Source organism: Variovorax sp. CCNWLW225 (assembly GCF_037204045.1).
GTDB lineage: Bacteria > Pseudomonadota > Gammaproteobacteria > Burkholderiales > Burkholderiaceae_C > Variovorax.
The window spans coordinates 609913-632067 of record NZ_JBBCBV010000001.1 but is presented as its reverse complement, the minus strand read 5'-3'; the positions used below and the strand labels follow the sequence as shown (position 1 = coordinate 632067).

Here is a 22155-nt window from a genome sequence, read left to right as displayed (position 1 = left end):
AATTCAATGGATCGTCGTTCCCTCATTAAAAACGCCGGCATCGCTGGCGTTCTGGCCGCCGGCATTGCGCCCGCAGTTCATGCGCAGGCCGCCGTCCGCTGGCGCCTGGCCTCCAGCTTTCCCAAGTCGCTGGACACCATCTACGGCGGCGCGGAAGTGTTTGCCAAGGCGGTCAAGGCCATGTCGGGCGGCAAGTTCGAGATCTCGGTTCACGCCGGCGGCGAGCTGATGCCTCCCTTCGGCGTGGTGGACGGCGTGCAAAACGGTTCGGTCGAGATGTGCCACACCGTGCCTTACTACTTCTACGGCAAGAACCCCGCATTCGCGCTGGGCTCGGCCATTCCGTTCGGCCTGAACTCGCGCCAGATGAACGCGTGGATGATGCACGGCAACGGCCGCAAGCTCATGAACGAGTTCTACGCCAAGTACAACATGCTGAGCCTTGCCGGCGGCAACACGGGCTGCCAGATGGGCGGCTGGTACCGCAAGGAAATCAAGTCGCCGGCCGACTTCAAGGGCATGAAGATGCGCCTGGGCGGCGGCCTCATCGGTGACGTGATGACCAAGCTCGGCGCGGTGCCGCAAAGCATTCCCGGCGGCGAGATCTACCAGTCGCTCGAAAAGGGCACACTGGATGCGGCCGAATGGGTCGGTCCTTACGACGACCAGAAGCTCGGCTTCAACAAGGTTGCGCCGTTCTACTACTACCCCGGCTGGTGGGAAGGCGGTCCTGAAGTGGACTTCTTCATCAACCAGAAGGCGTTCGACGGCCTCTCGGCAGAGAACAAGGCCATCGTGGAAGCCGCCGCGGCCGTCGCTTCGTCCGACATGCTCGCCAAGTACGACGCGCTGAACCCCACGGCGCTGAAGCAACTGGTGGCGTCCAAGACCAAGGTGCTGCCGTTCTCGCAGGCCGTGCTCGACGCGTCCTTCAAGGCTTCGATGGAAGTGTTCGCAGAGAACGACGCCAAGAGCCCCGAGTGGAAGAAGATCTACGCCGACCTGCGCACGTTCCAGCGCGACCAGGTGCTGTGGTTCCGCTTCGCCGAATCGGCTTTCGACAACTTCATGTCCAAGCAGAAGCTCTGATACGCGGCTTCGGCCCGGCAAAGAAAAAGCCCGCATCGCGCGGGCTTTTTTTCGTCTGGGGCCTGCGCGCGGTGCGCAGGCCCTGGAGCACGGGTGAGGGGGCTTACTTCTTTTCCCGCTCCATCGATTCCAGCATGGCCTTCATCGGGTCGTCCTCGGCCGCGGGAGCCGCTGCACCGCCCGCGGGCGCGGAGGCTCCGGACTCCGGTGCGGGCGCGGTGCCCGCGTCGGGCGCCGGCACTTCGGGGGCGGGAATCTCGGGCGCAGAGCCCGGCATGTTGGCTTCCATCTCGCGCATGACCTTGTCGAGGTCGTAGACCTCTTTTTCGTCCAGCCCGCTCGACACGATGCCCGGGAACGCAATGATCAGGCCCACCATCGTCAGCTGGATCAGCAGGAACGGCACGGCACCCCAGTAGATCTGCATCGTGGTGACGGGCTCGATCATCTGGCCCGTGACGCGGTCCTTGTAGGCCTTGGTGGGTGCCACGCTGCGCAGGTAGAAGAGCGCAAAGCCGAACGGCGGATGCATGAACGAGGTCTGCATGTTCACAGCCAGCAGCACGCCGAACCAGATCAGGTCGATGCCCAGCTTGTCGGCCACCGGGGCCAGGAGCGGCACCACGATGAACGACAACTCGAAGAAGTCGAGGAAGAACGCCAGGAAGAACACCATGACGTTCACCACGATCAGGAAGCCCAGCTGGCCGCCCGGCACCTTGGCCAGCAGGTGCTCGACCCAGCGCGGTCCGTCCACGCCCTGGAACACCAGGCCGAAGATCGTTGCGCCGATCAGGATGAACACCACGAAGCACGACAGCTTGGTGGTGGTGTTGAGCGCCTGCTTGAGCAGCGACATGCTCATGCGCCCGCGCACCATGGCCATGATGAGTGCGCCAATGGCACCCATGGCGCCGCCTTCGGTGGGCGTTGCAACGCCAAGGAAGATGGTGCCGAGCACCAGGAAGATCAGCAGCAGCGGCGGAATGAGCACGAAGGTCACGCGCTCGGCCATGCGCGAGAGCAGGCCCAGGCGCGTGACGCGGTTGATGACCGCGATGACCAGCGCCAGCAGCACGCCGGCACACATGGAGACGACGATGGTCTCGTCGGTGGCCACGCGCGTGACTTCTTCGCCCTTCCACCACGTGTGGATGTCGGCAATGTGCCGTGCGAACCACACCGACGCAACCACGCAGACCGCGGTGAGCACCAGCAGCGAGGGGCCGCCGCTCTTGCCGTTGTCTTCGCGCATCGTACGTGCTTCCGGCGGCAGCGCCGGCACCCATGCCGGCTTGAACACCGCGAGCAGGATGACGTAGAGCGCGTACATGCCCATCAGCAGGAAGCCGGGCAGGAAGGCGCCCTTGTACATGTCGCCGACGCTGCGGCCGAGCTGGTCGGCCAGGATGATCAGCACCAGCGAAGGCGGAATGATCTGCGCCAGCGTGCCCGAGGCCGCGATCACGCCCGTCGCCAGGCGCCGGTCGTAGCCGTAGCGCATCATGATCGGCAGCGAGATCAGGCCCATCGAGATCACCGATGCAGCCACCACGCCGGTGGTTGCCGCGAGTAGCGCGCCCACGAACACCACGGCCAGCGCCAGGCCGCCGCGAATCGGGCCGAACAGCTGGCCGATGGTCTCGAGCAGGTCTTCGGCCATGCCGCTGCGCTCGAGGATCAGCCCCATGAGGGTGAAGAACGGAATGGCCAGCAGCGTGTCGTTCTGCATGATGCCGAAGAGCCGCAGCGGCATGGCCTGCAGCAGCGCTTCGGGCAACAGCCCGAGTTCGATGCCGACGAAGCCGAAGAACAGCCCGCAGGCGCCCAGGCTGAATGCAACGGGGAAACCGACCAGCAGAAAGCAGATCAGGCCCGCGAACATCAGCGGGGCGTAGTTCTGAATGATGAATTCCATGATGGTCCGATTCAGCTGGATTTGGTTTGGGCTTCGGCCAGCCGGCGGATCGACTCGGCGAGCTCTTCTTCAGCCGTTTTTTCGCCACGCTTGGCCGTCGGATCCTCGATGCGGCCCTGCAGGAAGGCAATGCGCTTGATCAGCTCGGACCACCCCTGCAGCATCAGCAAGCCGAAGCCGAGCGGAATCATTGCGTAGATCGGCCAGCGGATCAGGCCGCCCGCGTTGTTCGACATTTCGCCCGAGCGGTAGCCCTGCATGAAGAACGGAATGCCGTACCAGAGCACGGCCAGGCAGAACGGGGTGAGAAAGAAGACAAAGCCGATGATGTCGATCCAGATCTGCCCGCGCTTGGACAGCTTGCCGGCGAGTACGTCGACCTTCACGTGCTCCTGGTTCAGCAGCGTGTAGCCCGCGGCAATCAGGAACGATGCCGCGAACAGGTACCACTGAACCTCGAGATAAGCGTTGGAGCTGATGTTGAAGGCCTTGCGGACTACCGCGTTCAGGGCGCTGATGACCGTGGACGCAAGGATGAGCCAGATCACGTACTTGCCGATCTGGCCGTTCAGCCAATCGACCGCGCGCGAAAATCTGAGCAGGAAATTCATGCTCTTCTCCAGAAGAATGGATGCTTGGATGCAGAAGCGGCCCGGACTCGGCCGGCAGGCGGCGGTCGGAGCTTTTGCGGACGCGCGATTTTATCGGCGCGGGAAGCCGTTTTCAGGCGGGGCCGGGCGGTGTATTCCCGTAGACGCGCCCGCCGTGCGCCACGCTGGTGCCGCGGCTCGCCATAATGAAACATGCCATCGTCGCCGCCCCTGCTGCCCACGGGCCTGCCGCACTCCATCGATTCGCCCGACATGCGGCGAGCCGGCCGCGAGCTGCTGTCGCTGGCCCTCATGGACGCGCGCAACCACACGCTTCACCTGCTGTCGCTTTATGAAGAGGCGCTGGGTTCGCCCGATCTTGCGGTGCCACGCACCGAAGACGCGGGCGTGGTGCCGCCGGTCTGGCTGGCCGGGCACATCGGCTGGTTTGCCGAATGGTGGATCGGCCGCAACACGCAGCGTGCCTTCGGCGCCGATTGCCCGGTGCGCCCGACGCGGCTGGCCGCCATCGATCCGCATGCCGACAGCTGGTGGGACCCCGCCCAGGCCACGCGGGAGCGGATCTGGGCGCCCGGCCTGCCGGACCTCGGCCAGACCAAGGCCTACCTGCTCGAAACGCTGGAAAGCACGCTCGAGCTGCTCGAGCATGCGGCCGAGACCGACCCGGGCCTGTACTTCTATCGCCTCGCGCTTTTCCATGAGGACCTGCGCGGCGAGCAGTTCATCGTGATGGCGCAGACGCTGGGGCTCTCTCTCGGCATCGAGCCGCTGCCGGTTTCGGTCACGCGCGAGCCGCTGGTGCTGCCTTCCACGCAATGGGAGCTCGGCCTGCCGGCCGGCGGCGGATTCGCCTTTGCGCAGGAGCAGGGTGCGCACCGCGTCGACGTGCCCGAATTCGAGATCGATGCCCAGCCCGTGACCTGGAACCAGTTCATCGAGTTCGTCGACGAAGGCGGCTATGACCGCGAGGAGCTCTGGCACCCCGAAGGCTGGCGCTGGCTCTCCGCGCAGATCGATGGACGGCGCGGGCCGCGGCATGTCGAGCAGATCGGCGCTGCGCGCAACGGCACCGGCGGCTCGGTGCTTCAGCACCGTTTCGGTGCAACCGTGCGTGCGGCCGGCCACCACGGCGCCGTTCACCTGAGCTGGTGGGAGGCCGACGCCTGGGCGCGCTGGGCCGGCCGGCGCATCGCAACCGAGGTCGAATGGGAGATTGCGGCGCACACCGCCGCGCGGCGCGGCTTTCGTTGGGCCGACGTGCACGAATGGACGGCGGGTACGCTGCGGCCATGGCCCGGCTTCAGGGCCGACCCGTGGAGCGGGGGCGGAGAGTTCGACCCGACCCCTGCGTTCGGCCAGGCCCGCGTGCTGCGCGGCGCGTCTTTCGCGACCCGGGCACGCCTGCGCTCACCACGCCGCCGCGGGTTCGCCTTGCCGGGCCGCGACGACGGTTTCTTCGGCTTCCGGACCTGCAGTCTGTAACTCGCCCCGAGCCCTCGCGCATCTGCGCCGCTTCAATGGCCGCCGTCACCTGACGACAGCGGCGGCGCCACTTCCTCCAGCGGCTTGCGCTCCGCATCGGCCGCATAGCGCAGCGCCAGCAGGCCCGCCACGATGACCAGCGCGGCGCCGATGAGATAGCCCACCATCACGGCGCCCCGGCTGCTGGTTTCGATGAGCGCGCCGAACAGCACCGGCGCCACGAAGCCGCCCGCGCCCATGCCGATGGCGTAGAAGATGGCGATGGCCATCGCGCGCATCTCGAGCGGGAACACTTCGCTGACCGTGAGATAGGCCGAGCTCGCCGCCGCCGAGGCCAGGAAGAACACCGCCGACCAGCACAGCGCCTGGCTGCGCGCGTCGAGCCAGCCCATCATGAAGGCCCAACCGGTCAGCGCGAGCCCGACGCCGGCCAGCACATAGGTCAACGCAATCATCTTGCGCCGGCCCACGCTGTCGAACAGCGGGCCCAGGAGCAGCGGCCCCAGCACGTTGCCGAGCGCAAACGGAAAGATATACAGCGCCACGTTGTCATCGGCCACGCCGTAGAAGCGCGTGAGCACCAGCGCATAGGTGAAGAAGATCGCGTTGTAGAAGAAGGCCTGCGACACCATGAGCGCCACAGCGACCACGCTGCGTTCGCGGTAGCGGCGCAGCAGCACGTGCGCCACTTCGCGCATTGTCGGGCTCCGGCGATTGCCAACGTAGGCGACGCGGCCCTGCGCTTCAGGCAGCGGCCCATGCTGCGCCTGCACTTCGGCCTCGATGGCCTCGACGATGCGCAGCGCCTCGTCGGCGCGGCCGTGCGCCATCAGCCAGCGCGGGCTTTCGGGCACGTTGCGCCGTACCAGCAAGATGGCCACTGCCAGGACCGCACCCAGCGCAAAGCCCGCGCGCCAGCCCCATACCGGCCCGATCACGCGCGCATCGAGCAGCACTAGGCTGAGCGCGGCCCCCAGCCCTGCGCCAATCCAGAAGCTGCCGTTGATGGCAAGGTTCACGCGGCCGCGCACGCGGGCGGGAATGAGTTCGTCGATGGCCGAGTTGATGGCCGCGTATTCGCCGCCGATGCCCAGGCCCGTGATGAAGCGGCAGAGCACGAAGAAGGCGAAATCCGACGAGAACGCTGTGGCCAGCGTGCCCAGCGTGTAGACCACCAGCGTGACGAGAAAGAGTTTCTTGCGCCCGAGCCGGTCGGTAAGCCGGCCGAAAAGCAGGGCGCCGATGACCGCGCCGGCAATGTAGATCGAACCCGACCAGCCGATCTGGGCGGCGCTGAGGCCCAGTGTGTCGGGCCTCTCGAGCACGGCGCCTATGGAGCCGACCAGGGTCACTTCGAGGCCGTCGAGCACCCAGGCCACGCCGAGCGCGATCACCACGCGCCAGTGCCAGCGAGACCAGGGGAGGCGGTCGAGCCGGGCCGGAATGTCGCTGTGCACAGCATCCGTCATGGGCACAACCTTAACTTATTGGCCAACCGGCGTTGCCTTTGCCGGCAATTTCAGTGCTTGTGCGCCTTCTCGCGCTGGAAGGTCCACCACGGGAGCAACTCGCGCAGCGACTGCACTTCGCCGCTGCCCGCGGCTTGGTAGCCGAGCAGGGTGCCGAGCAGGTGCTGCCAGCTTGCACTCTGCAGCACCGCCACCAGCGCCCGCGTAGCGGGCTGATCGAGTGCCGACTTCAGACAGGCCAGGTGATAGCGCTCATGCACCAGCGGCACGAATCCGAGGCCTTCGGCGTGGGCGGCCGATTCAACCCCGAGTCCGGCATCGGCCTGGCCCGACGCCACCGCGTGCGCCACGGCGGCATGCGAGGTTTCGCAGCGTTCATAGCCCATGAGCGCAGCGGCATCGAGGCCCGCCTGCGACAGCAGTTCATCGAGCAGCACGCGCGTGCCAGTGCCGATCGTGCGGTTGACATAGCGTGCGCGCAGCCGCGCCACGTCCGCCAGCGAGCGCAGTCGCAGCGGATTGCCGGGCGCCACGAGCAGGCCCTGCGTGCGCCGCGCAAAGCCGATGAGCTTGTGCTGCCCGGGCTTGAGCAGCGGCTGGTAGGTGCGCTGTGCCAGCGAACCCTGCGGCGGATGCTCCAGCGTGTGAAAGCCCGCCATCACGCAGCGGCCCTGGTTCAGCGCGCGTATCGCGTCGACGCTGCCCGTGAAATGAATGTCCAGGTGCAACTGCGCCGTGCCCGCCGCATGCGTGCGCAGCAGCGCCAGAGCATCGTCGTGGCTTGCCTGCAGGCTCAGCACATGGGTGCGGTCATCGAAGGCGAGCGCGAAGGCACGCTCGAGTTCGGCATGCATTGCTTCGATCTGCGGTGCCAGTCGCGCCTGCGCCTGGCGCTCGGCCCACAGCAGCTTGTCGCCGAATTCGGAAAGCTGCGCCCGCTGGCCCTGCTCGCTCTGCACCAGTGCATGGCCGAGCGTCTGTTCCCAGTGCTTGAGCTCACCCCACACGTGGCGGTAGGAGAGGCCGAGCGCGCGCGCCGCGGCCGAGATGGAGCCGTGCTCGCGCACCGCCTGCAGCAGTTGCATCAGCGGATTGCGAATCTGCCGCGAACCGCTGCGGCGGGGACGGATCGCGTAGGAAAGGTCAATCTGTTGCACGGAGGCTGGCGGGAGGGAAATGAAGGCCGGCTCATTATGCAGAGCCGCCCATCGCCAACCGCCGCCGTGCGCTAGTTCGTTTCGGCCAGTGCGTCGGCCAGTGCGTTGACGAGGCGGTCGATCTCAGCTTTTTCGGCAATGAAGGGCGGCGCAAGCTGGATCGTGTCGCCGCCATAGCGCACGTAGAAGCCCTTCTTCCAGCAGTTCATCGCAATCTCATACGGCCGGCGCGCCGCCTCGCCCGCCAGGGCAGCGATGGTGATGCCCGCAGCCAGGCCGTAGTTGCGGATGTCGGTGACGTGCTTGCTGCCCTTGAGGCTGTGCACCGCATTCTCGAAATGCGGTGCAAGCGTTTTCACGCGGCCGATCATGTCTTCCTTCTGCAGCACGTCGAGCGCCGCAAGGCCGGCGGCGCAGGCCACCGGATGCGCGCCATAGGTGTAGCCGTGCGGGAACTCGAGCATGTAGTCGGGCCCGCCGGCTGCCATGAAGGTGTCGTAGATGTCCTTGTTGGCAACCACCGCGCCCATCGGCTGCGCGCCGTTGGTCACCTGCTTGGCAATGTTCATGATGTCGGGCGTCACGCCGAAAGCCTCGGCGCCCGTGAGCGCGCCGCAGCGGCCGAAACCGGTGATCACTTCATCGAAGATCAGCAGGATGTTGTTCGCCGTGCAGATGTCGCGCAGGCGCTTCAGGTAGCCCTTGGGCGGAATCACCACGCCGGCCGAACCCGCGAAGGGCTCCACGATCACGGCCGCAATGTTCGATGCGTCGTGCAGCGCAATCAGGTCGAGCAGGCGGTCGGCCAGCTCGGCGCCGTTTTCGGCCATACCGCGCGTGAAAACGTTGGCCGCAATCTGCGTGTGCGGCAGGTGGTCCGCTTCGACCCCTTGGCCGAAGAGCTTGCGGTTGGCCGCAATGCCGCCCACCGAAATGCCACCGAAGTTGACGCCGTGGTAGCCCTTTTCGCGCCCGATCAGGCGCGTCTTGCTGGCGAGGCCCTTGGTGCGCCAGTAGGCGCGCGCCATCTTCAGCGAAGTGTCGGCGGCTTCGGAGCCCGAGCCGGTGAAGAACACGTAGTCCAGGCCCGCTGGCGTCAGTTCCTTGATCTTGTTGGCCAGCTCGAAAGAGAGCGGATGGCCGAACTGGAACGCGGGCGAGTAGTCGAGCTTGGCGATCTGCCGGCTGACCGCCTCGGTGATTTCGGGGCGGCCATGGCCAAGGCCCGAGCACCACAAGCCCGAGAGGCCGTCGAAGATCTTGCGGCCGTCGCCGTCGGTGAAGTAGGCGCCCTTGGCCTCCACGATCATGCGCGGATCGGCCTTGAAGTTGCGGTTGCCGGTGTAGGGCATCCAGTGCGCGTCGAGCCAGGCGGCGTCGGTGCGCAGGGCGGGCGTCGGTTCGATGGCGGGCGTTGCAAGGGTCATGGCGCTTCCCGCGCAGGGCGGGCTCCAAAAGGTAATGAGGTGTGCAGATTGTTGGCACGGCATTCAGTGTGGAGAATGGCGCAATATCAATGTTCACTTGACGTTTCATGCAAGTAAAAGCCAAAGCCCAAAACAGTGCCCAGGGCACGCGCAACCGCGCCGTTCTGGGGCAACTCAGCGACATGGACCTGCGGCTGCTCAAGGTGTTCAAGAGCGTGGTGGACTGCGGCGGCATGGCGGCGGCGGAGCTGGAGCTGAACATCGGCACCTCCACCGTGAGCCGGCACGTGAAAGACCTGGAAACGCGGCTCGGGCTGGTGTTGTGCCGGCGTGGGCGAGCGGGCTTTGCGCTCACGGCCGAAGGCCAGCGGGTATACGACGAGACGCTGCGGCTGCTGGCCTCGGTCGACGCCTTTCGCGGCAGCATCGACGACATCCACAACCGCATGGGCGGGCAGCTGGAGGTGGCGCTGTTCGACAAGACGGCCACCAACCCGAAGGCGCGCATCGGCGAAGCCATTGCCCGCTTCACGGAACTCGCGCCAGAGGTGAACCTGGCGGTGCACGTAGGCTCGATCAACGCCATAGAGCAGGGCGTGCTGGAGGGCAATTTCCAGATCGGCATCATTCCGGCGCATCGCGCGTCGAAGAGCCTGGTGTACGCCGACCTGTTCGACGAGACGATGCTGCTTTATTGCGGCAAGGGACATCCGCTCTTCGAGAGCAACAACGCAAAGCTCACATGGGCCAAGTTGCGGGAGCATCACTTCGCGGGACTAGGCTATCACTCGCCGAACATGGAACTGAGTCATCGGGCCAAGCTGTCGCGCAAGGCGACGGGCTTCGACCAGGAGGCGATTGCGACGCTGATTCTTTCGGGGCGATTTCTCGGCTTCTTGCCCGACCACTATGCGCAGGTGTTCGAGGAGCGCGGGCTCATGAAGCCTGTGCTGCCGGCTCGGTTCAACTACGCGTGCCGGTTCGTGAGCTTGCTGCGGCGGTCGCCCAAGCCTTCGCGGGCTGTGCTGGCGTTTCAAGACTGCTTGGAGAAGGCGCACGCCTGAATTGCCGCTCTGGTTGGTTTGGCGTCGGTGTGATTCAGGGCGGCGCTCCCGCCGACGGGGTACCTTGCTCCGCGAATGTCCCCCGGCCTGCGGCCTCCTCCTTTATTTCGCTGCGCAAGGCACCCCATCGACGTGATCGTTGTTCAGGGCGGTGGTTGATCGCACGGAACAAGCGCGGCGCCCGGTGTGCACAGGGCATCGGGTGCTCCCCGCAGCGAAATAAAGGAGGAGGGCGAAGCCCGGGGGACATTCGCGGAGGGGAGTACCCGGTGGCCTTTGCACACGCCCTGAACAGCAGCGCCCTGAACAACAACCAGAAAAACAGCGCCCCGAATCAGCAGCGCTGAAGAATCACCGCTGCCCGCTAGGCAACAACAAATGCTTGGCCCCGATATGCGCCTCCATCTCATGCATGTGCGCCTCGGCATCGACCATGTGCTCGGCCATCAGCCGGCGCACCTCATCCGCATCTTCCCGCCGGTAGGCCAACAGCAACTGCGTGTGGTAGTCGACATTGGCCTCGCCAAAGTGGTGATGGTCCAGCGCCTTCTTGTAGACCACCAGGTCGCGCAGCAAGTCATTCAAGAAGCGGCACATGAATGAGAGCACCGGATTGGGGCAGGCCTCCGCCAGCATCGTGTGAAACGCGAGCTCGGCCTCACGCTGCGTGCGCAGTTCATCTTCGTTCGTGGGCTCCAGCGTGCAAAGGCGCACATTCGCTTCCAGCCGTTCGAAATGTTCGGGCGTCAGCTTGCCGATCACGCTCACCGCCAACTCGGGCTCCAGCACCTTGCGCAGCTGGTAGATGTGGTGGCCGTCCAAGTGATGAAAGTGCAGAAAGTTGCGTAGCGGCTCCGACGCGTGGTCGACCGACACCTGCTGCAGATACGCCCCGCCGCCCGGCCCCGTGCGGATGGAAATCAGCCCGCGCACTTCCAGCGCCTTCAACGCTTCGCGCACCGTGCTCTTCGAATAGCCGAAAAGCTCGATCAGCTCCTTCTCATTCGGCAGCCGGTCGCCCGGCTGCTTGCGCTCGGCAACGATCCAGCGCTTGACGTCCTCGACGATGACGTCCGAGAGCTTTTGCCGCTTGGGGCGGTTCTGCCCAAAGGCCATGGCGTCCTGCGTCGATTTCATGCGTGGCGAGTCATTTCTGGGAGTGATGGGGCATCTGGAGCAGGTATCGCGCCCGGCCTTGCCCGGATTTTGGCACGGGCATTGCTAGCGGGTTTTTACCAGCATATTAATCATATTTATCCGCTTAAATTCGCAGCCGACCTGAGCCGCACCTTTCTCTTTCCTCCCAACCACGTCCGGAGAATTCCATGCAACGCAGACACCTTCTTCAGCTTGCCGCCCTGTCGGCCGCTCCCGCCTCGCTCCTGGCCGGCCGCGCCGCCTTTGCCCAATCGGCCGAGGCCATTCGCTTCGGCTGCCCGGTGCCCATGTCGGGCGCCTTCGCGGCCAACGGCAAGTTCGCGGACCTCGGCATGAAGCTGGCCATCGAGCAATACGGCAGCGTGCTCAAGCGCCCGCTGGCCTACACGGTGCTCGACACCGAAGGCAAGCCGGCCACCGCCGTTCGCAAGGTGCAGGAAGCCTCGCAGCAGCAAGGCGCCAAGTTCTTCGCGGGCGGCATCCTGTCGTCTGAAGCACTGGCCATGGGCAAGGAGGCCGAAAAGGCCGGCGGCGTGTTCATCACCACCGCGGGCGCCGACGAAATCACGGGCAAGGACTGCAACCCCGCCACGTTCCGCTGGTCGGTGCCCACCTTCGGCGCCATCGAGCAGACAGTGCGCCCGCTGATCGCTTCCATGCCCAAGGCCAAGCGCTGGTACACCATCACGCCGCAGTACGTGTTCGGCGAAGGCCTCCTGGGCGCGGCCAAGAACATCTTCCAGGAGAAGGGCATCGAGCACGTGGGCAACAGCTACCACTCGCTCAACGAGAAAGAGTTCAGCGGCTACCTCACCAATGCGATGGCCGCGAAGCCCGACGTGCTGCTGCTCTTGAACTTCGGCGCGCAATCGTCGGCCGCGCTGCGCCAGGCGGTGAGCTTCGGCATGCACAAGAACATGACCATCCTCATGGCTTGGGCCTCGGGCCTGGAGCAGTTCGACGAACTCGGCGCCGACCTGTGCGACGGCGTGTACTTTGGCGCGCAGTACTGGCACACCGCAGACACAACGCTCAACAAGGACCTGGTGAAGCTCACGGCCGACAAGCTGAAGATCGTGCCCAACTACAGCCTCGCGGGTTCATACATCTGCACCAAGATCCTCATCGACGGGATCGTGAAGGCCGGCACCGTGGATCAGAAGGCAGTGATCGCCGCGCTTGAAGGCATGAAGTACGAGGGGCTCACCGGCACTGAAGAAATCCGCAAGGCCGACCACCAGGTCGTCAAGGACTACTACCTGCTCAAGGGCAAGGCCAAGTCGAAGATGAAGAACGCGGCCGACTATGTGGACGTGGTGAGTTCGGGCAAGTCTTTCCTGCCCGTCGACAAGACCGGCTGCAAGCTGGCCTGAGGCCGCAAAAGGACACCGACGCGCCCATGACCGTCTACCTGCTCCAGACCATCAACGGAATCGGCATTGGCATGCTGTATTTCCTGCTGGCCGTTGGCTTGTCCATCGTGTTCGGCCTGCTGCGCTTCGTGAATTTTGCGCACGGGGCTTTCTATCTGCTGGGCGCGTACCTGTGCTTCCAGGCCATGCAGTGGGGGCTCGACTTCTGGGCTGCGCTGGTGCTGGTGCCCTTGTTCGTGGGCGCGCTCGGCTGGCTGGCCGAAAAGCTGCTGCTGCGCCGCGTCTATGCCAAGGCACACGAGTTCCACATCCTCGTGACCGTGGGCCTTGCGCTGGCGGTACAGGAAATAGTCATCGTGTTCTGGGGACCGCTCGGCAACAGCGTGCCGACGCCCGACCTGCTGCAGGGCGTGGTGATGTGGGGCAGCTTCATCTATCCCAAGTACCGGTTGTTCGTGATCGGTTTCACCGCCGTGCTCGCGGTGCTGCTGTGGTGGGTGCTCGAAGGCACGCGCCTCGGTAGCGCGGTGCGCGCGGGGAGCGAATCGACCGAGATGGTGTCGCTGCTTGGCATCAACGTATTCCGCGTGTTCAGCCTGGTGTTTGCGCTGGGCGCAGCCACCGCGGCGCTGGCGGGTGTGCTGGCCGCGCCGATCCGCGGTGCGGAGCCTTTCATGGGTGTGGAGGCGCTCAGCGTCGCTTTCGTGGTGGTGGTGATCGGCGGGCTCGGCAGCTTTGGCGGGGCGCTGGTCGGCGGCCTGCTGATCGGCATCGTGCAAAGCCTCATGAGCACCATCTGGCCGCCGGGGGCGAGCCTGATGATCTACGTTGCAATGGGTGCGGTGCTGCTGCTGCGCCCGCATGGCTTGCTCGGCCGCAGAGGATGAACATCGCCATGCCAAGAAAAGTAACTTTCCTCCTGGCGCTCGTCGTTGCGCTGGGCCTTCCGCTGGTGCTGCGCTCGGGCTCGCTCGCGAGCGAGGTGCTCATTTATGCGCTTGCCGCGCTGGGCTGCAACCTGCTGCTGGGCTACACGGGCCTGCTGTCGTTCGGCCAGGGCATCTTCTTTGGGCTGGGCAGCTACACCATCGCAATTCTTCTCACGCGGCTGCAGCTGCCGATGCCGCTCGCGCTGCTGGCCGCCATTGCCATGGGCGCCCTCGGTGCGGCGGTGGTCGGCTGGGTGGCCATTCGCCAGCGCGGCACCTACTTCGTGATGCTCACGCTGGCCTTCGCGCAGATGTTCTACTTTGTGGCGTACACCGCTTCCGGCCTCACGGGTGGCGACAACGGCCTGCTCGACGTGCCGCGCCCGGCCTTCATGGACACGCCCTGGAAGTACTACGCCTTCGTGGCGGTGGTGTTCCTCATCGCCTTCGGCCTGCTGCTGCGCGTGACCGATTCGGTGTTCGGCCGCACGCTGCTTGCCATTCGCGACAACGAGGACCGCGCCGCCGCGGTGGGCTACGACCTCAAGCGCTTCAAGCTGCTGGCCTTCGTGATCTCGGGCGCCGTCACGGGCCTTGCGGGTGGGCTGCACGCGATGATGACCGGCATTGCGCCGCTCTCGAATGCCGAGTACCACACCAGCGAAATGATCCTGGTCATTACCGTGATCGGGGGCACCGGCAACCTGTTCGCCTCGGTGCTGGGATCTGCCTTCTACGTGCTGCTGGCCGACTGGCTCTCCACGCTGTGGCCGCGATGGTTGCTCTTGCTGGGCCTCCTGCTGATCGGCGTGAGCATCGGCATGCAACGCGGCCTTTGGGGCCTGGGTGAAAGCGTGTGGCGCCGCGTCTTCCGCAAGGAGCGGGCCGCCAAGAGCGCATTGCAAACAACTCCGGCGCAAGGGGAAAAGGCATGAGCGAAGAACCGGTACTCATCGAAGCCATCGGCGTCACCAAGCACTACGGCAAGTTCGCCGCGCTCGGCGGGGTCGACCTGAAGATCAGGCGAAACACGGTGCACTCGGTCATCGGCCCGAACGGCGCCGGCAAGACCACGCTGTTCCACATGCTCACAGGCACCGGCAGCACGACCGATGGCCGCATCCTGTTCGATGGCCACGATGTGACCCGCGAGCCCGACCACAAGCGCGTGCAGCGCGGCATGGCGCGCTCGTTCCAGGTGACCAGCCTGTTCGCGAGCTTGCCGGTGCGCGAGAACCTGCGCGTCGCGGCACAGGGCATCGCGCCGCGGCAGGCCATGAACTGCTGGCGCGCGCCGGTGGGCGAACGCGCCTGCGCCGAGACGGTGGCCGAGGTGCTGGAACGCGTGGGCCTCACGCGGCTGGCCGACGTGCCCGCCAGCGAGCTTTCGCACGGGCAGCAGCGCCGCCTCGAGGTGGGCATGGCGCTGGCCGCGAAGCCCAAGGCCATCTTCCTGGACGAGCCGACCTCGGGCATGGGCATCGACGATCTGGACGACATGAAGCGACTGATCCGCGGGCTGCGCGACGCGCACACCGTGGTGCTCATCGAGCACAACATGAACATCGTGATGGACATTTCCGACACCGTGACGGTGATGCAACTGGGCCGCGTGCTGGCCGAAGGCTTGCCCGGCGACATCCGGGCCGATGCGCGCGTGCGTACGGCCTACCTGGGCAACATGATCACCGGAGGCAAGGCATGAGCGGGAAGAACATCCTCGAAGTCGAGGCGCTGCACGCGCACTACGGCAAGAGCCATGTACTGCAGGGCGTGTCGATGACGGTGGGCGAGGCTGAACTGGTCACGCTGCTCGGCCGCAACGGCGCGGGCAAGTCGACCACGCTCAAGAGCATTGCCGGTGCGGTCACGCCAACCAGCGGCCGCGTGCGCTTTCAAGGGGCGGACATCGCGGGCATGCCGCCGCACCGCATTGCCACGCGCGGCGTGTGCCTGGTGCCCGAGCATCGCGGCGTCTTCAAGCTGCTGACGGTGGAAGAAAACCTGCTGCTCGGACAGCGGCGCGACTCGCCCTGGCAGCTCGACGACATCTACCGCATCTTTCCGCGCCTGAAGGAGCGACGCCGCAATGGCGGTGGCCAGCTTTCGGGCGGCGAGCAGCAGATGCTGGCCATTGGCCGCGCGCTGATGAACCACCCGCGCCTGCTGATTCTCGACGAGCCCGTGGAAGGCCTTGCACCGGTCATCGTGGAAGAAATCGTCGCGCAGCTCAAGCTCATCAAGGCGGCCGGCGTGGCCATCCTGCTGGTGGAGCAGAACCTGGAAGTCTGCGTGCAACTGGCCGACCGGCACTACATCCTGGAGCAGGGCGTGGTGGTGCACGAGGCCGGCAATGCCGCCTTCATGGCCGACCACGATGTGAAAGACCGCTACTTGGGCGTGGGCCTTGCTTGAGGCCTTCGAACCCCTTCATCTTTTTTGCAAAGCCATGAACTCACCCACCCAACTCCGCATCAACGGCGACCGCCTCTGGAACTCGCTGATGGACCTGGCGAAGCTCGGCGCGACCGAGAAGGGCGGCGTCTGCCGCATTGCACTGACCGACCTCGATCGGCAGGGCCGAGACCTCTTTACCCGCTGGGCGCGTGAAGCCGGCTGCGAAGTGCGTGTCGACCAGATCGGCAACATCTTCGCGCGCCGCGCGGGCCGCGACAACACGCTCCCGCCGGTGGTTACGGGCAGCCATATCGACACCCAGCCCACGGGCGGCAAGTTCGACGGCAACTATGGCGTGCTGGCGGGGCTGGAGGTGATCCGCAGCCTGAACGATGCCAAGATCGTGACCGAGGCCCCGCTGGAAATTGCGGTGTGGACCAACGAGGAAGGCTCGCGCTTCGTGCCCGTGATGATGGGCTCGGGCGTGTTCGTGGATGCCTTTGCGCTCGAGCACGCGCTGGCGCAGCGCGACACCGAGGGCATCAGCGTGGCCGAAGCGCTGGCTTCCATCGGCTACTCAGGCAGCGCGCCGGCTTCGGCCGCGGCATCGCCGGTGGGTGCGTATTTCGAGGCGCACATCGAACAGGGGCCGGTGCTCGAGGCGAATGAACGCGTCATCGGCGTGGTCGAGGGCGCACTGGGGCAACGCTGGTACGACGTGGTGGTGCAGGGCATGGAAGCCCACGCCGGCCCTACGCCCATGGAACTTCGCAAAGACGCATTGCTCGCGGCCTCCGAGCTGGTGATCGAAGTCAACCGCATCGCGCTGGCCCATGCGCCGCACGCGCGCGGCACGGTGGGTTGGATCGACAACTATCCGAACTCGCGCAACGTGATTCCAGGGCGCGTGAAGCTCAGCGTCGATCTGCGCGCGGCGGACGACGTGGTGCTCTCGGCCATGGATGCCGAACTGAAGGAGGCCGTGCAGCGCATTGCCGCCAAGGGCAAGGTCGAGGCCACGGTGGAGCAGGTCGTCTACTTTCCGCCGCAGCCCTTCACTCCCACGCTGGTGTCGGCCATTCGAGAGGCGGCGCAGGCGCAGGGCATGACCTGGATGAACGTGATCAGCGGCGCGGGGCACGACGCGGTGTACCTGGCCCGCGTGTGTCCCACGGCAATGATCTTCGTGCCTTGCCTCGACGGCATCAGCCACAACGAGATCGAGGATGCGCAGCCCGACCACCTCGAGGCCGGCTGCAATGTGCTGCTGCAGGCCATGCTGCAAAGCGCGGGAGTGGCGTCGCAATGAAGGTGCTGATCGCAAGGCTCAACCACGAGACCAATACCTTCTCGCCGGTGCCCACGCCACTCGCGGCCTTCGGGCCCGATGGCCCCACGTTCGGCGAGCAGGCCTACAGGGACAACAAGGGCATGCGCACCGCCATGTCGGCCTTCATCGACCTGGCCGAGCAGGCGGGAGCGACGCTGGTCACGCCGGTGTCGGCCTCGGCCAACCCCAGCGGGCCGGTCGATGCGAAGGCCTACACCACGCTCACGCAATGCATCGTCGATGGGGCGCCGGGCTGCGATGCGATCCTGCTCGACCTGCACGGCGCCATGGTGGCGCAGAACAGCGCCGATGGGGAGGGCGACCTGCTGGTGCGGCTGCGCGCCGCGGCACCTGGCGTGCCCATTGGCGTGGCGCTCGACCTGCACGCCAACGTCACGCCCGCGATGATCGGCAATGCCGATGTGGTCGTCGGCTTCAAGACCTATCCGCACATCGACATGTACGAGACGGGTGAGCATGCCGGCCGCCTGCTGTTCGACCTGCTCGCGGGACGCAGCAAGCCCGCAATGCGCTGGCACCCGCTGCCGTTGATGGCGCACACGCTGCGCAGCGCGTCGTTCACGGGCGCAATGCAGCGGGCCATCGAGGCGGCACGCGAAGCCGAGAAGTCGGAGTCGCTCGCGGTGTCGATCTTTGCCGGCTTCTCGTTGTCGGACATCGAGGCGCCCTGTATGAGCGTGGTGGCGGTCGATGCGCAATCTCCCGAGCGCGCGCAGGCCACGGCCGACCGCATCGCGGCGCGGATGTGGGAAGAGCGTGAGGCGTTCATCTACCGCAGCGAGCCTCTGACTGAATCGGTGGCCCGCGCGAAGGCAATCGCCGAGGGCGCGACGCGCCCGGTGCTGCTGCTCGACCATGGCGACAACTGCATGTCCGGCGGCAGCTGCGACACCATGGATGTGCTGCAGGAAGCGCTGGCGCAGGGACTCGAGGGCATCGGCGTGGGCCCGCTGTGCGACCCGGAAGCTGTGGCCGAACTCATTGCGGCAGGCGAGGGCGCCACGCTCACGGTCGCGCTCGGCAACAAGGTGTCGCTGGAAGGCATCGGCCTGTCGAAGAAGCCCGTCACGCTGACCGGCACGGTGCGCAGCGTCAGCAACGGCGAGTACGTGATTACCGGCCCCACCTACACCGGCCAGCGCAGCAACATGGGCCGCACCGTGCTGTTCGACATCGGCGCGGCGCGCATCGTGGTGACCGAGCGCACGCAGGAGCCCTGGGACATCGGCGTTTTCGAATGCGCTGGGCTCGATCCGCGCAAAGAGCGGTTCGTGCTGCTCAAGTCGCGCATGTACTGCCGGCCGGTGTTCGAGCCGATCTCGGCCGCCCTGGTCGAGTGCGACAGCCCGGGCGTGACCAGTTCGGACTACAGCCTGTTCCCGTTTTCCAAAGTGCGCCGGCCGGTGTTTCCGCTCGACGCGATCTGAGCGAATGAGGTATCCCGACTACCTATGCAAAAAGTTGCATAGGTAATTGGAGGTACACCCCGATACTGCGGCGCTTCCACCCATGAAGCCCACCGCGTGAACACTTTTGCACAGAGCGCCGTCGCCGCTTGGCAGCTGCTCGTGTCGGGCGATCCGGTGCTGCTGGCGATCGTCGGGCGGTCGCTCGCGGTCAGTGCCAGTGCGTGCGCGCTGGCTTGCGGGCTGGGCCTGCTGCTGGGGGCATGGCTTGGCGTGGCGCGCTTTCGCGGCCGCGCCGCGCTGCTCACGGTGCTGAACACGCTGCTGGCGCTGCCCTCGGTGGTGGTCGGGCTGGTCATCTACCTGCTGCTGTCGCGCTCCGGGCCGCTCGGGTTCCTGGGTTGGCTTTTCTCGTTCAAGGCCATGGTGCTCGCACAGACGGTGCTGGTGCTGCCGGTGGTTACGGCGCTCACGCGACAGACCATCGAAGACGCCGAGCGCGCACACGGCGAGCAGCTGCGCTCGCTGGGCGCCGGGCCGCTGGTGCGCGCGCTGCTGCTGGTGTGGGACGAGCGCTACGCGTTGCTCACCGTGCTCATCGCGGCTTTCGGTCGCGCCGTCTCGGAAGTGGGCGCGGTGATGGTGGTGGGCGGCAACATCGACGGCTTCACGCGCGTGATGACCACCGCCATCGCGCTCGAAACCAGCAAGGGCGACCTGCCGCTGGCGCTGGCGCTGGGCATCGTGCTGCTGGGTGTGGTGCTGGTGCTCAACCTGGCCATTGCCGCCGTTCGCGGCTGGCGCGAGCGCGTCGACGGCGGCGGGGGCGAAGGCAGCGGCCTTGCGGCCTGGCGCCGGCCGGAGGTGCGGCCGTGAACGAACAGGTGCAGATGGCGAGCGCCGACAACACCGTGTTCGCGCTGTACGGCGTCGATGTTCGCCTCGGGCGCGTGGCGGCGCTGCAGGGCGCCACGCTCACCATTGCAGCCGGCGAGCGCGTGGCGCTCATCGGCGCCAACGGCAGCGGCAAGACCACGCTGCTGCGGCTGCTGCACGGCCTGGTGCCGCATGCGGCCGGGAGCTTCACCAGCGCGGCGCCGCGGCGCCATCAGGCCATGTTGTTCCAGCGCCCGCACATGCTGCGCGCCTCGGTGGTCGTCAACGTGGCGATGGCGCTGTGGCTGCGGGGCACGCGCTGGCGCGATGCGCGCCGCGCCGCCATTCCGGCGCTGGCGCGCGTGGGGCTCGAAGACCTGGCTGACCGGAATGCCCGCGCCTTGTCGGGCGGCCAGCAGCAGCGGGTGGCGCTGGCACGTGCCTGGGCGCTGCATCCGGCGGTGCTGCTGCTCGACGAGCCCACCGCCAGCCTCGACCCCACCGCCAAGCGCGAGGTCGAAACGCTCATTGCCGAGGCCGCGGTCGGCCGCACGCTGGTGTTTGCAAGCCACAACCTCGGCCAGGTGAAGCGGCTGGCGAGCCGCGTGGTCTATCTGGAGCACGGCCGCGTGCTGGCCGATTTGCCTGTGCATGATTTTTTCCATGGGCCCCTGCCTGAAGAGGCCCGCCTGTTCGTCAAAGGAGAGTTGGCATGAATCCGTTCTTCAAGCGCCGCGGCAATGCGGGCATCCGGGCCTCGCTGGCGATGGCTGTTTTCTTCATGGCCGCGGGGGCCGTGCAGGCCGAGGCCATCACCATGGCCTCGACCACGTCCACCGAGCAGTCGGGCCTGTTCGCCCATCTGCTGCCGGCCTTCAAGAAGGCCAGCGACATCGACGTCAAGGTGGTGGCGGTGGGTACCGGCCAGGCCATCGACATGGCCAAGCGCGGCGATGCCGACGTGCTGTTCGTGCACGACACCGCGGCCGAGGAGAAGTTCGTGGCAGAGGGCTTCAGCGCCAAGCGTTATCCGGTGATGTACAACGACTTCGTGCTCGTGGGCCCGAAGGCCGACCCGGCCGGCGCGAGCGGCAAGGACATTGCCGCCGCGCTGAAGAAGATTGCCGCGGCCAACGCACCTTTTGTTTCGCGCGGCGACAAGAGCGGCACCGACGCCGCCGAGCGCCGCCTCTGGACGCAGGCCGGCGTGGCCGAAGCGGGCCAGCCCGTGCCCAACGACCGCAAGGGCTCGGGCTACAAGGAATGCGGCTGCGGCATGGGGCCGGCGCTCAACATCGCGGCGTCGTCGGGCGGTTACGTGCTGGCCGACCGCGGCACCTGGCTCAGCTTCAAGAACCGCGCCGATCTTGCGGTGCTGGTCGAGGGCGACAAGCGGCTCTTCAACCAGTACGGCGTGATGGTCGTGAGCCGGGCCAAATTCCCCTCGCTCAACAGCAAGGGCGCGCAGAAGTTCGTCGATTGGGTGATCTCGCCCGCGGGGCAGCAGAGCATTGCGGCCTACAAGATCGGCGGCGAGCAGCTGTTCTTTCCGAACGCGCTGGCGAACTAGTTCATTGGGTTCCGTCGAGCTCTGACGCTAGATTCCATTGAGTACTCACCCTTCCGCTGTGTGAGAGTCTCGGGTACTGTCTTGCAGTTCACCCCGCTATGGAGCAAACCCGTTGCTATGCCAGAAGAAAGCCAAGATGAGCGCTTGTACCAGCCACCATTGACCAACAAGAAGGCCGAAGCTGACACCAGCTAGTGGCCCACGCCTTACGCCCGTTTTTGCGAGGACGCGCGCCCCGAGAAGACAACACAGAACTCCGAGTGCCGCGAGATACCCTCGGTACCACTCTGTTGCCCACAGCGTGTGAGAAGCCACGATTGTGGTTATAGAGGCAGCGATGAAAGGCGCCCATATCACTAAAAACGCCGTAAGTCCTTCATTGCCTGCCTTTGAAGTAGTCATAGCTCACGCCTCCAAGGGTCAAGTCTCATCGAATCCGTGTAGCTCAACGGGTTCCGATAGCTGTAAGCGCCATCCAATTCGTGGGTGATTCTCGGCCTCACGGCGACAGCCAGTGCGACGTGGCAAGCACATGCCCATCATCCGCAAGCTCGAATGACCAAGCTTCGAACCCCCTTGGCTGCAGGCGGTTGTAGTACCACGCCCTGCGCACGCACGGCGATTTGCACGGGCTGCTCGCATAAAGCGAGTTGACCTTTTGACCGTAATCAAACTCATGGGGTGTGCCCATCAGTACGACGAGTTCACGTTCAGTCATGCTTGGAGAGACTTTTGCGAAGGCAGCTTCTATGCGAGAGTGATTGAAGGCGCAACCACCGAGATACAGAACAGCGACCGCACAGCTCACCAAAGCCAGTCGCCCCAGCAGTCCACGGGCGGTCATGGCGAGCCTCCATTGAAGCTCGGCAAACAGAGTA

The 22155-nt window shown here is 65.8% G+C and carries 20 protein-coding genes; 13 read left to right on the top strand and 7 right to left on the bottom strand.

Annotated features, from left to right (window positions below):
- Positions 1 to 6 precede the first annotated feature (6 nt).
- Positions 7 to 1089, top strand: a complete 1083-nt coding sequence (locus tag V9L20_RS03040; RefSeq protein ID WP_126749767.1) for a TRAP transporter substrate-binding protein — start codon at positions 7 to 9, stop codon at positions 1087 to 1089.
- A gap of 103 nt (positions 1090 to 1192) precedes the next feature.
- Here V9L20_RS03040 and V9L20_RS03035 read toward each other — a convergent pair whose 3' ends face one another.
- Both V9L20_RS03035 and V9L20_RS03030 read right to left on the bottom strand, forming a co-directional pair.
- Complete coding sequence (locus tag V9L20_RS03035) at positions 1193 to 3007, bottom strand: TRAP transporter large permease (protein WP_337295444.1); 1815 nt, start codon at positions 3005 to 3007, stop codon at positions 1193 to 1195.
- An 11-nt stretch (positions 3008 to 3018) separates the two neighbouring features.
- Entirely contained in the window at positions 3019 to 3618 is a 600-nt protein-coding gene (locus V9L20_RS03030) for a TRAP transporter small permease subunit (protein WP_258504994.1), read from the bottom strand.
- A 192-nt stretch (positions 3619 to 3810) separates the two neighbouring features.
- Between V9L20_RS03030 and V9L20_RS03025 the strand changes: the two genes are divergently transcribed.
- Positions 3811 to 5100 (top strand): SUMF1/EgtB/PvdO family nonheme iron enzyme, encoded by a 1290-nt coding sequence (locus V9L20_RS03025; RefSeq protein ID WP_337295443.1) that lies wholly within the window; start codon positions 3811 to 3813, stop codon positions 5098 to 5100.
- Between the two features lie 32 nt (positions 5101 to 5132).
- Here V9L20_RS03025 and V9L20_RS03020 read toward each other — a convergent pair whose 3' ends face one another.
- The 3 genes from V9L20_RS03020 to V9L20_RS03010 form a co-directional block, all read right to left on the bottom strand.
- On the bottom strand, positions 5133 to 6569 hold the full coding sequence (locus V9L20_RS03020; protein ID WP_337295442.1) for an MFS transporter: 1437 nt from the start codon (positions 6567 to 6569) through the stop codon (positions 5133 to 5135).
- Positions 6570 to 6619: 50 nt separating this feature from the next.
- Positions 6620 to 7726, bottom strand: coding sequence for a substrate-binding domain-containing protein (locus V9L20_RS03015; protein WP_337295441.1), 1107 nt, complete (start codon positions 7724 to 7726; stop codon positions 6620 to 6622).
- Positions 7727 to 7797: 71 nt separating this feature from the next.
- The gene (locus V9L20_RS03010) at positions 7798 to 9153 is read right to left on the bottom strand and encodes an aspartate aminotransferase family protein (protein WP_337295440.1); all 1356 of its coding nucleotides are present in this window, start codon (positions 9151 to 9153) and stop codon (positions 7798 to 7800) included.
- A 107-nt stretch (positions 9154 to 9260) separates the two neighbouring features.
- Here V9L20_RS03010 and V9L20_RS03005 point away from each other — a divergent pair, with 107 nt between their 5' ends.
- The gene (locus V9L20_RS03005) at positions 9261 to 10217 is read left to right on the top strand and encodes a LysR family transcriptional regulator (protein WP_337295439.1); all 957 of its coding nucleotides are present in this window, start codon (positions 9261 to 9263) and stop codon (positions 10215 to 10217) included.
- Between the two features lie 351 nt (positions 10218 to 10568).
- Here the strand turns inward: V9L20_RS03005 and V9L20_RS03000 are convergent, their stop codons facing one another.
- Positions 10569 to 11354 (bottom strand): FadR/GntR family transcriptional regulator, encoded by a 786-nt coding sequence (locus V9L20_RS03000; RefSeq protein ID WP_337295438.1) that lies wholly within the window; start codon positions 11352 to 11354, stop codon positions 10569 to 10571.
- A gap of 188 nt (positions 11355 to 11542) precedes the next feature.
- Here V9L20_RS03000 and V9L20_RS02995 point away from each other — a divergent pair, with 188 nt between their 5' ends.
- The 10 genes from V9L20_RS02995 (at position 11543) to V9L20_RS02950 (ending at position 21277) form a co-directional block, all read left to right on the top strand.
- Positions 11543 to 12748, top strand: a complete 1206-nt coding sequence (locus tag V9L20_RS02995; protein WP_337295437.1) for an ABC transporter substrate-binding protein — start codon at positions 11543 to 11545, stop codon at positions 12746 to 12748.
- A gap of 26 nt (positions 12749 to 12774) precedes the next feature.
- The gene (locus V9L20_RS02990) at positions 12775 to 13635 is read left to right on the top strand and encodes a branched-chain amino acid ABC transporter permease (protein ID WP_062362478.1); all 861 of its coding nucleotides are present in this window, start codon (positions 12775 to 12777) and stop codon (positions 13633 to 13635) included.
- Positions 13636 to 13643: 8 nt separating this feature from the next.
- Entirely contained in the window at positions 13644 to 14612 is a 969-nt protein-coding gene (locus V9L20_RS02985; protein ID WP_337295436.1) for a branched-chain amino acid ABC transporter permease, read from the top strand.
- A complete protein-coding gene (locus V9L20_RS02980) occupies positions 14609 to 15382 on the top strand; it encodes an ABC transporter ATP-binding protein (protein ID WP_337295435.1) in 774 nt (257 codons plus the stop codon). The genes V9L20_RS02985 and V9L20_RS02980 overlap by 4 nt, the downstream gene beginning before the upstream one ends.
- Positions 15379 to 16092, top strand: a complete 714-nt coding sequence (locus tag V9L20_RS02975; protein ID WP_337295434.1) for an ABC transporter ATP-binding protein — start codon at positions 15379 to 15381, stop codon at positions 16090 to 16092. Before V9L20_RS02980 ends, V9L20_RS02975 begins: the two co-directional genes overlap by 4 nt.
- Positions 16093 to 16126: 34 nt before the next feature.
- Complete coding sequence (locus tag V9L20_RS02970; protein ID WP_337295433.1) at positions 16127 to 17383, top strand: Zn-dependent hydrolase; 1257 nt, start codon at positions 16127 to 16129, stop codon at positions 17381 to 17383.
- Positions 17380 to 18852 (top strand): M81 family metallopeptidase, encoded by a 1473-nt coding sequence (locus V9L20_RS02965; protein ID WP_337295432.1) that lies wholly within the window; start codon positions 17380 to 17382, stop codon positions 18850 to 18852. Before V9L20_RS02970 ends, V9L20_RS02965 begins: the two co-directional genes overlap by 4 nt.
- Positions 18853 to 18948: 96 nt before the next feature.
- Complete coding sequence (locus tag V9L20_RS02960) at positions 18949 to 19707, top strand: ABC transporter permease (protein ID WP_157612973.1); 759 nt, start codon at positions 18949 to 18951, stop codon at positions 19705 to 19707.
- A gap of 14 nt (positions 19708 to 19721) precedes the next feature.
- Positions 19722 to 20423, top strand: coding sequence for an ABC transporter ATP-binding protein (locus V9L20_RS02955; protein WP_337295673.1), 702 nt, complete (start codon positions 19722 to 19724; stop codon positions 20421 to 20423).
- Positions 20420 to 21277, top strand: a complete 858-nt coding sequence (locus V9L20_RS02950; RefSeq protein ID WP_443098532.1) for a substrate-binding domain-containing protein — start codon at positions 20420 to 20422, stop codon at positions 21275 to 21277. Before V9L20_RS02955 ends, V9L20_RS02950 begins: the two co-directional genes overlap by 4 nt.
- A 499-nt stretch (positions 21278 to 21776) precedes the next feature.
- Here V9L20_RS02950 and V9L20_RS02945 read toward each other — a convergent pair whose 3' ends face one another.
- Positions 21777 to 22121 (bottom strand): hypothetical protein, encoded by a 345-nt coding sequence (locus V9L20_RS02945; RefSeq protein WP_337295431.1) that lies wholly within the window; start codon positions 22119 to 22121, stop codon positions 21777 to 21779.
- Positions 22122 to 22155 lie beyond the last annotated feature (34 nt).

Bases quoted from the DNA above. Each gene is read 5' to 3' on its own strand.
- V9L20_RS03040 (WP_126749767.1), top strand. From the start codon at position 7: ATGGATCGTCGTTCCCTCATTAAAAACGCCGGCATCGCTGGCGTTCTG.
- V9L20_RS03035 (WP_337295444.1), bottom strand. From the start codon at position 3,007: ATGGAATTCATCATTCAGAACTACGCCCCGCTGATGTTCGCGGGCCTG.
- V9L20_RS03030 (WP_258504994.1), bottom strand. From the start codon at position 3,618: ATGAATTTCCTGCTCAGATTTTCGCGCGCGGTCGATTGGCTGAACGGC.
- V9L20_RS03025 (WP_337295443.1), top strand. From the start codon at position 3,811: ATGCCATCGTCGCCGCCCCTGCTGCCCACGGGCCTGCCGCACTCCATC.
- V9L20_RS03020 (WP_337295442.1), bottom strand. From the start codon at position 6,569: ATGACGGATGCTGTGCACAGCGACATTCCGGCCCGGCTCGACCGCCTC.
- V9L20_RS03010 (WP_337295440.1), bottom strand. From the start codon at position 9,153: ATGACCCTTGCAACGCCCGCCATCGAACCGACGCCCGCCCTGCGCACC.
- V9L20_RS03005 (WP_337295439.1), top strand. From the start codon at position 9,261: ATGCAAGTAAAAGCCAAAGCCCAAAACAGTGCCCAGGGCACGCGCAAC.
- V9L20_RS03000 (WP_337295438.1), bottom strand. From the start codon at position 11,354: ATGAAATCGACGCAGGACGCCATGGCCTTTGGGCAGAACCGCCCCAAG.
- V9L20_RS02995 (WP_337295437.1), top strand. From the start codon at position 11,543: ATGCAACGCAGACACCTTCTTCAGCTTGCCGCCCTGTCGGCCGCTCCC.
- V9L20_RS02990 (WP_062362478.1), top strand. From the start codon at position 12,775: ATGACCGTCTACCTGCTCCAGACCATCAACGGAATCGGCATTGGCATG.
- V9L20_RS02985 (WP_337295436.1), top strand. From the start codon at position 13,644: ATGCCAAGAAAAGTAACTTTCCTCCTGGCGCTCGTCGTTGCGCTGGGC.
- V9L20_RS02980 (WP_337295435.1), top strand. From the start codon at position 14,609: ATGAGCGAAGAACCGGTACTCATCGAAGCCATCGGCGTCACCAAGCAC.
- V9L20_RS02975 (WP_337295434.1), top strand. From the start codon at position 15,379: ATGAGCGGGAAGAACATCCTCGAAGTCGAGGCGCTGCACGCGCACTAC.
- V9L20_RS02970 (WP_337295433.1), top strand. From the start codon at position 16,127: ATGAACTCACCCACCCAACTCCGCATCAACGGCGACCGCCTCTGGAAC.
- V9L20_RS02965 (WP_337295432.1), top strand. From the start codon at position 17,380: ATGAAGGTGCTGATCGCAAGGCTCAACCACGAGACCAATACCTTCTCG.
- V9L20_RS02955 (WP_337295673.1), top strand. From the start codon at position 19,722: ATGGCGAGCGCCGACAACACCGTGTTCGCGCTGTACGGCGTCGATGTT.
- V9L20_RS02950 (WP_443098532.1), top strand. From the start codon at position 20,420: ATGAATCCGTTCTTCAAGCGCCGCGGCAATGCGGGCATCCGGGCCTCG.
- V9L20_RS02945 (WP_337295431.1), bottom strand. From the start codon at position 22,121: ATGACCGCCCGTGGACTGCTGGGGCGACTGGCTTTGGTGAGCTGTGCG.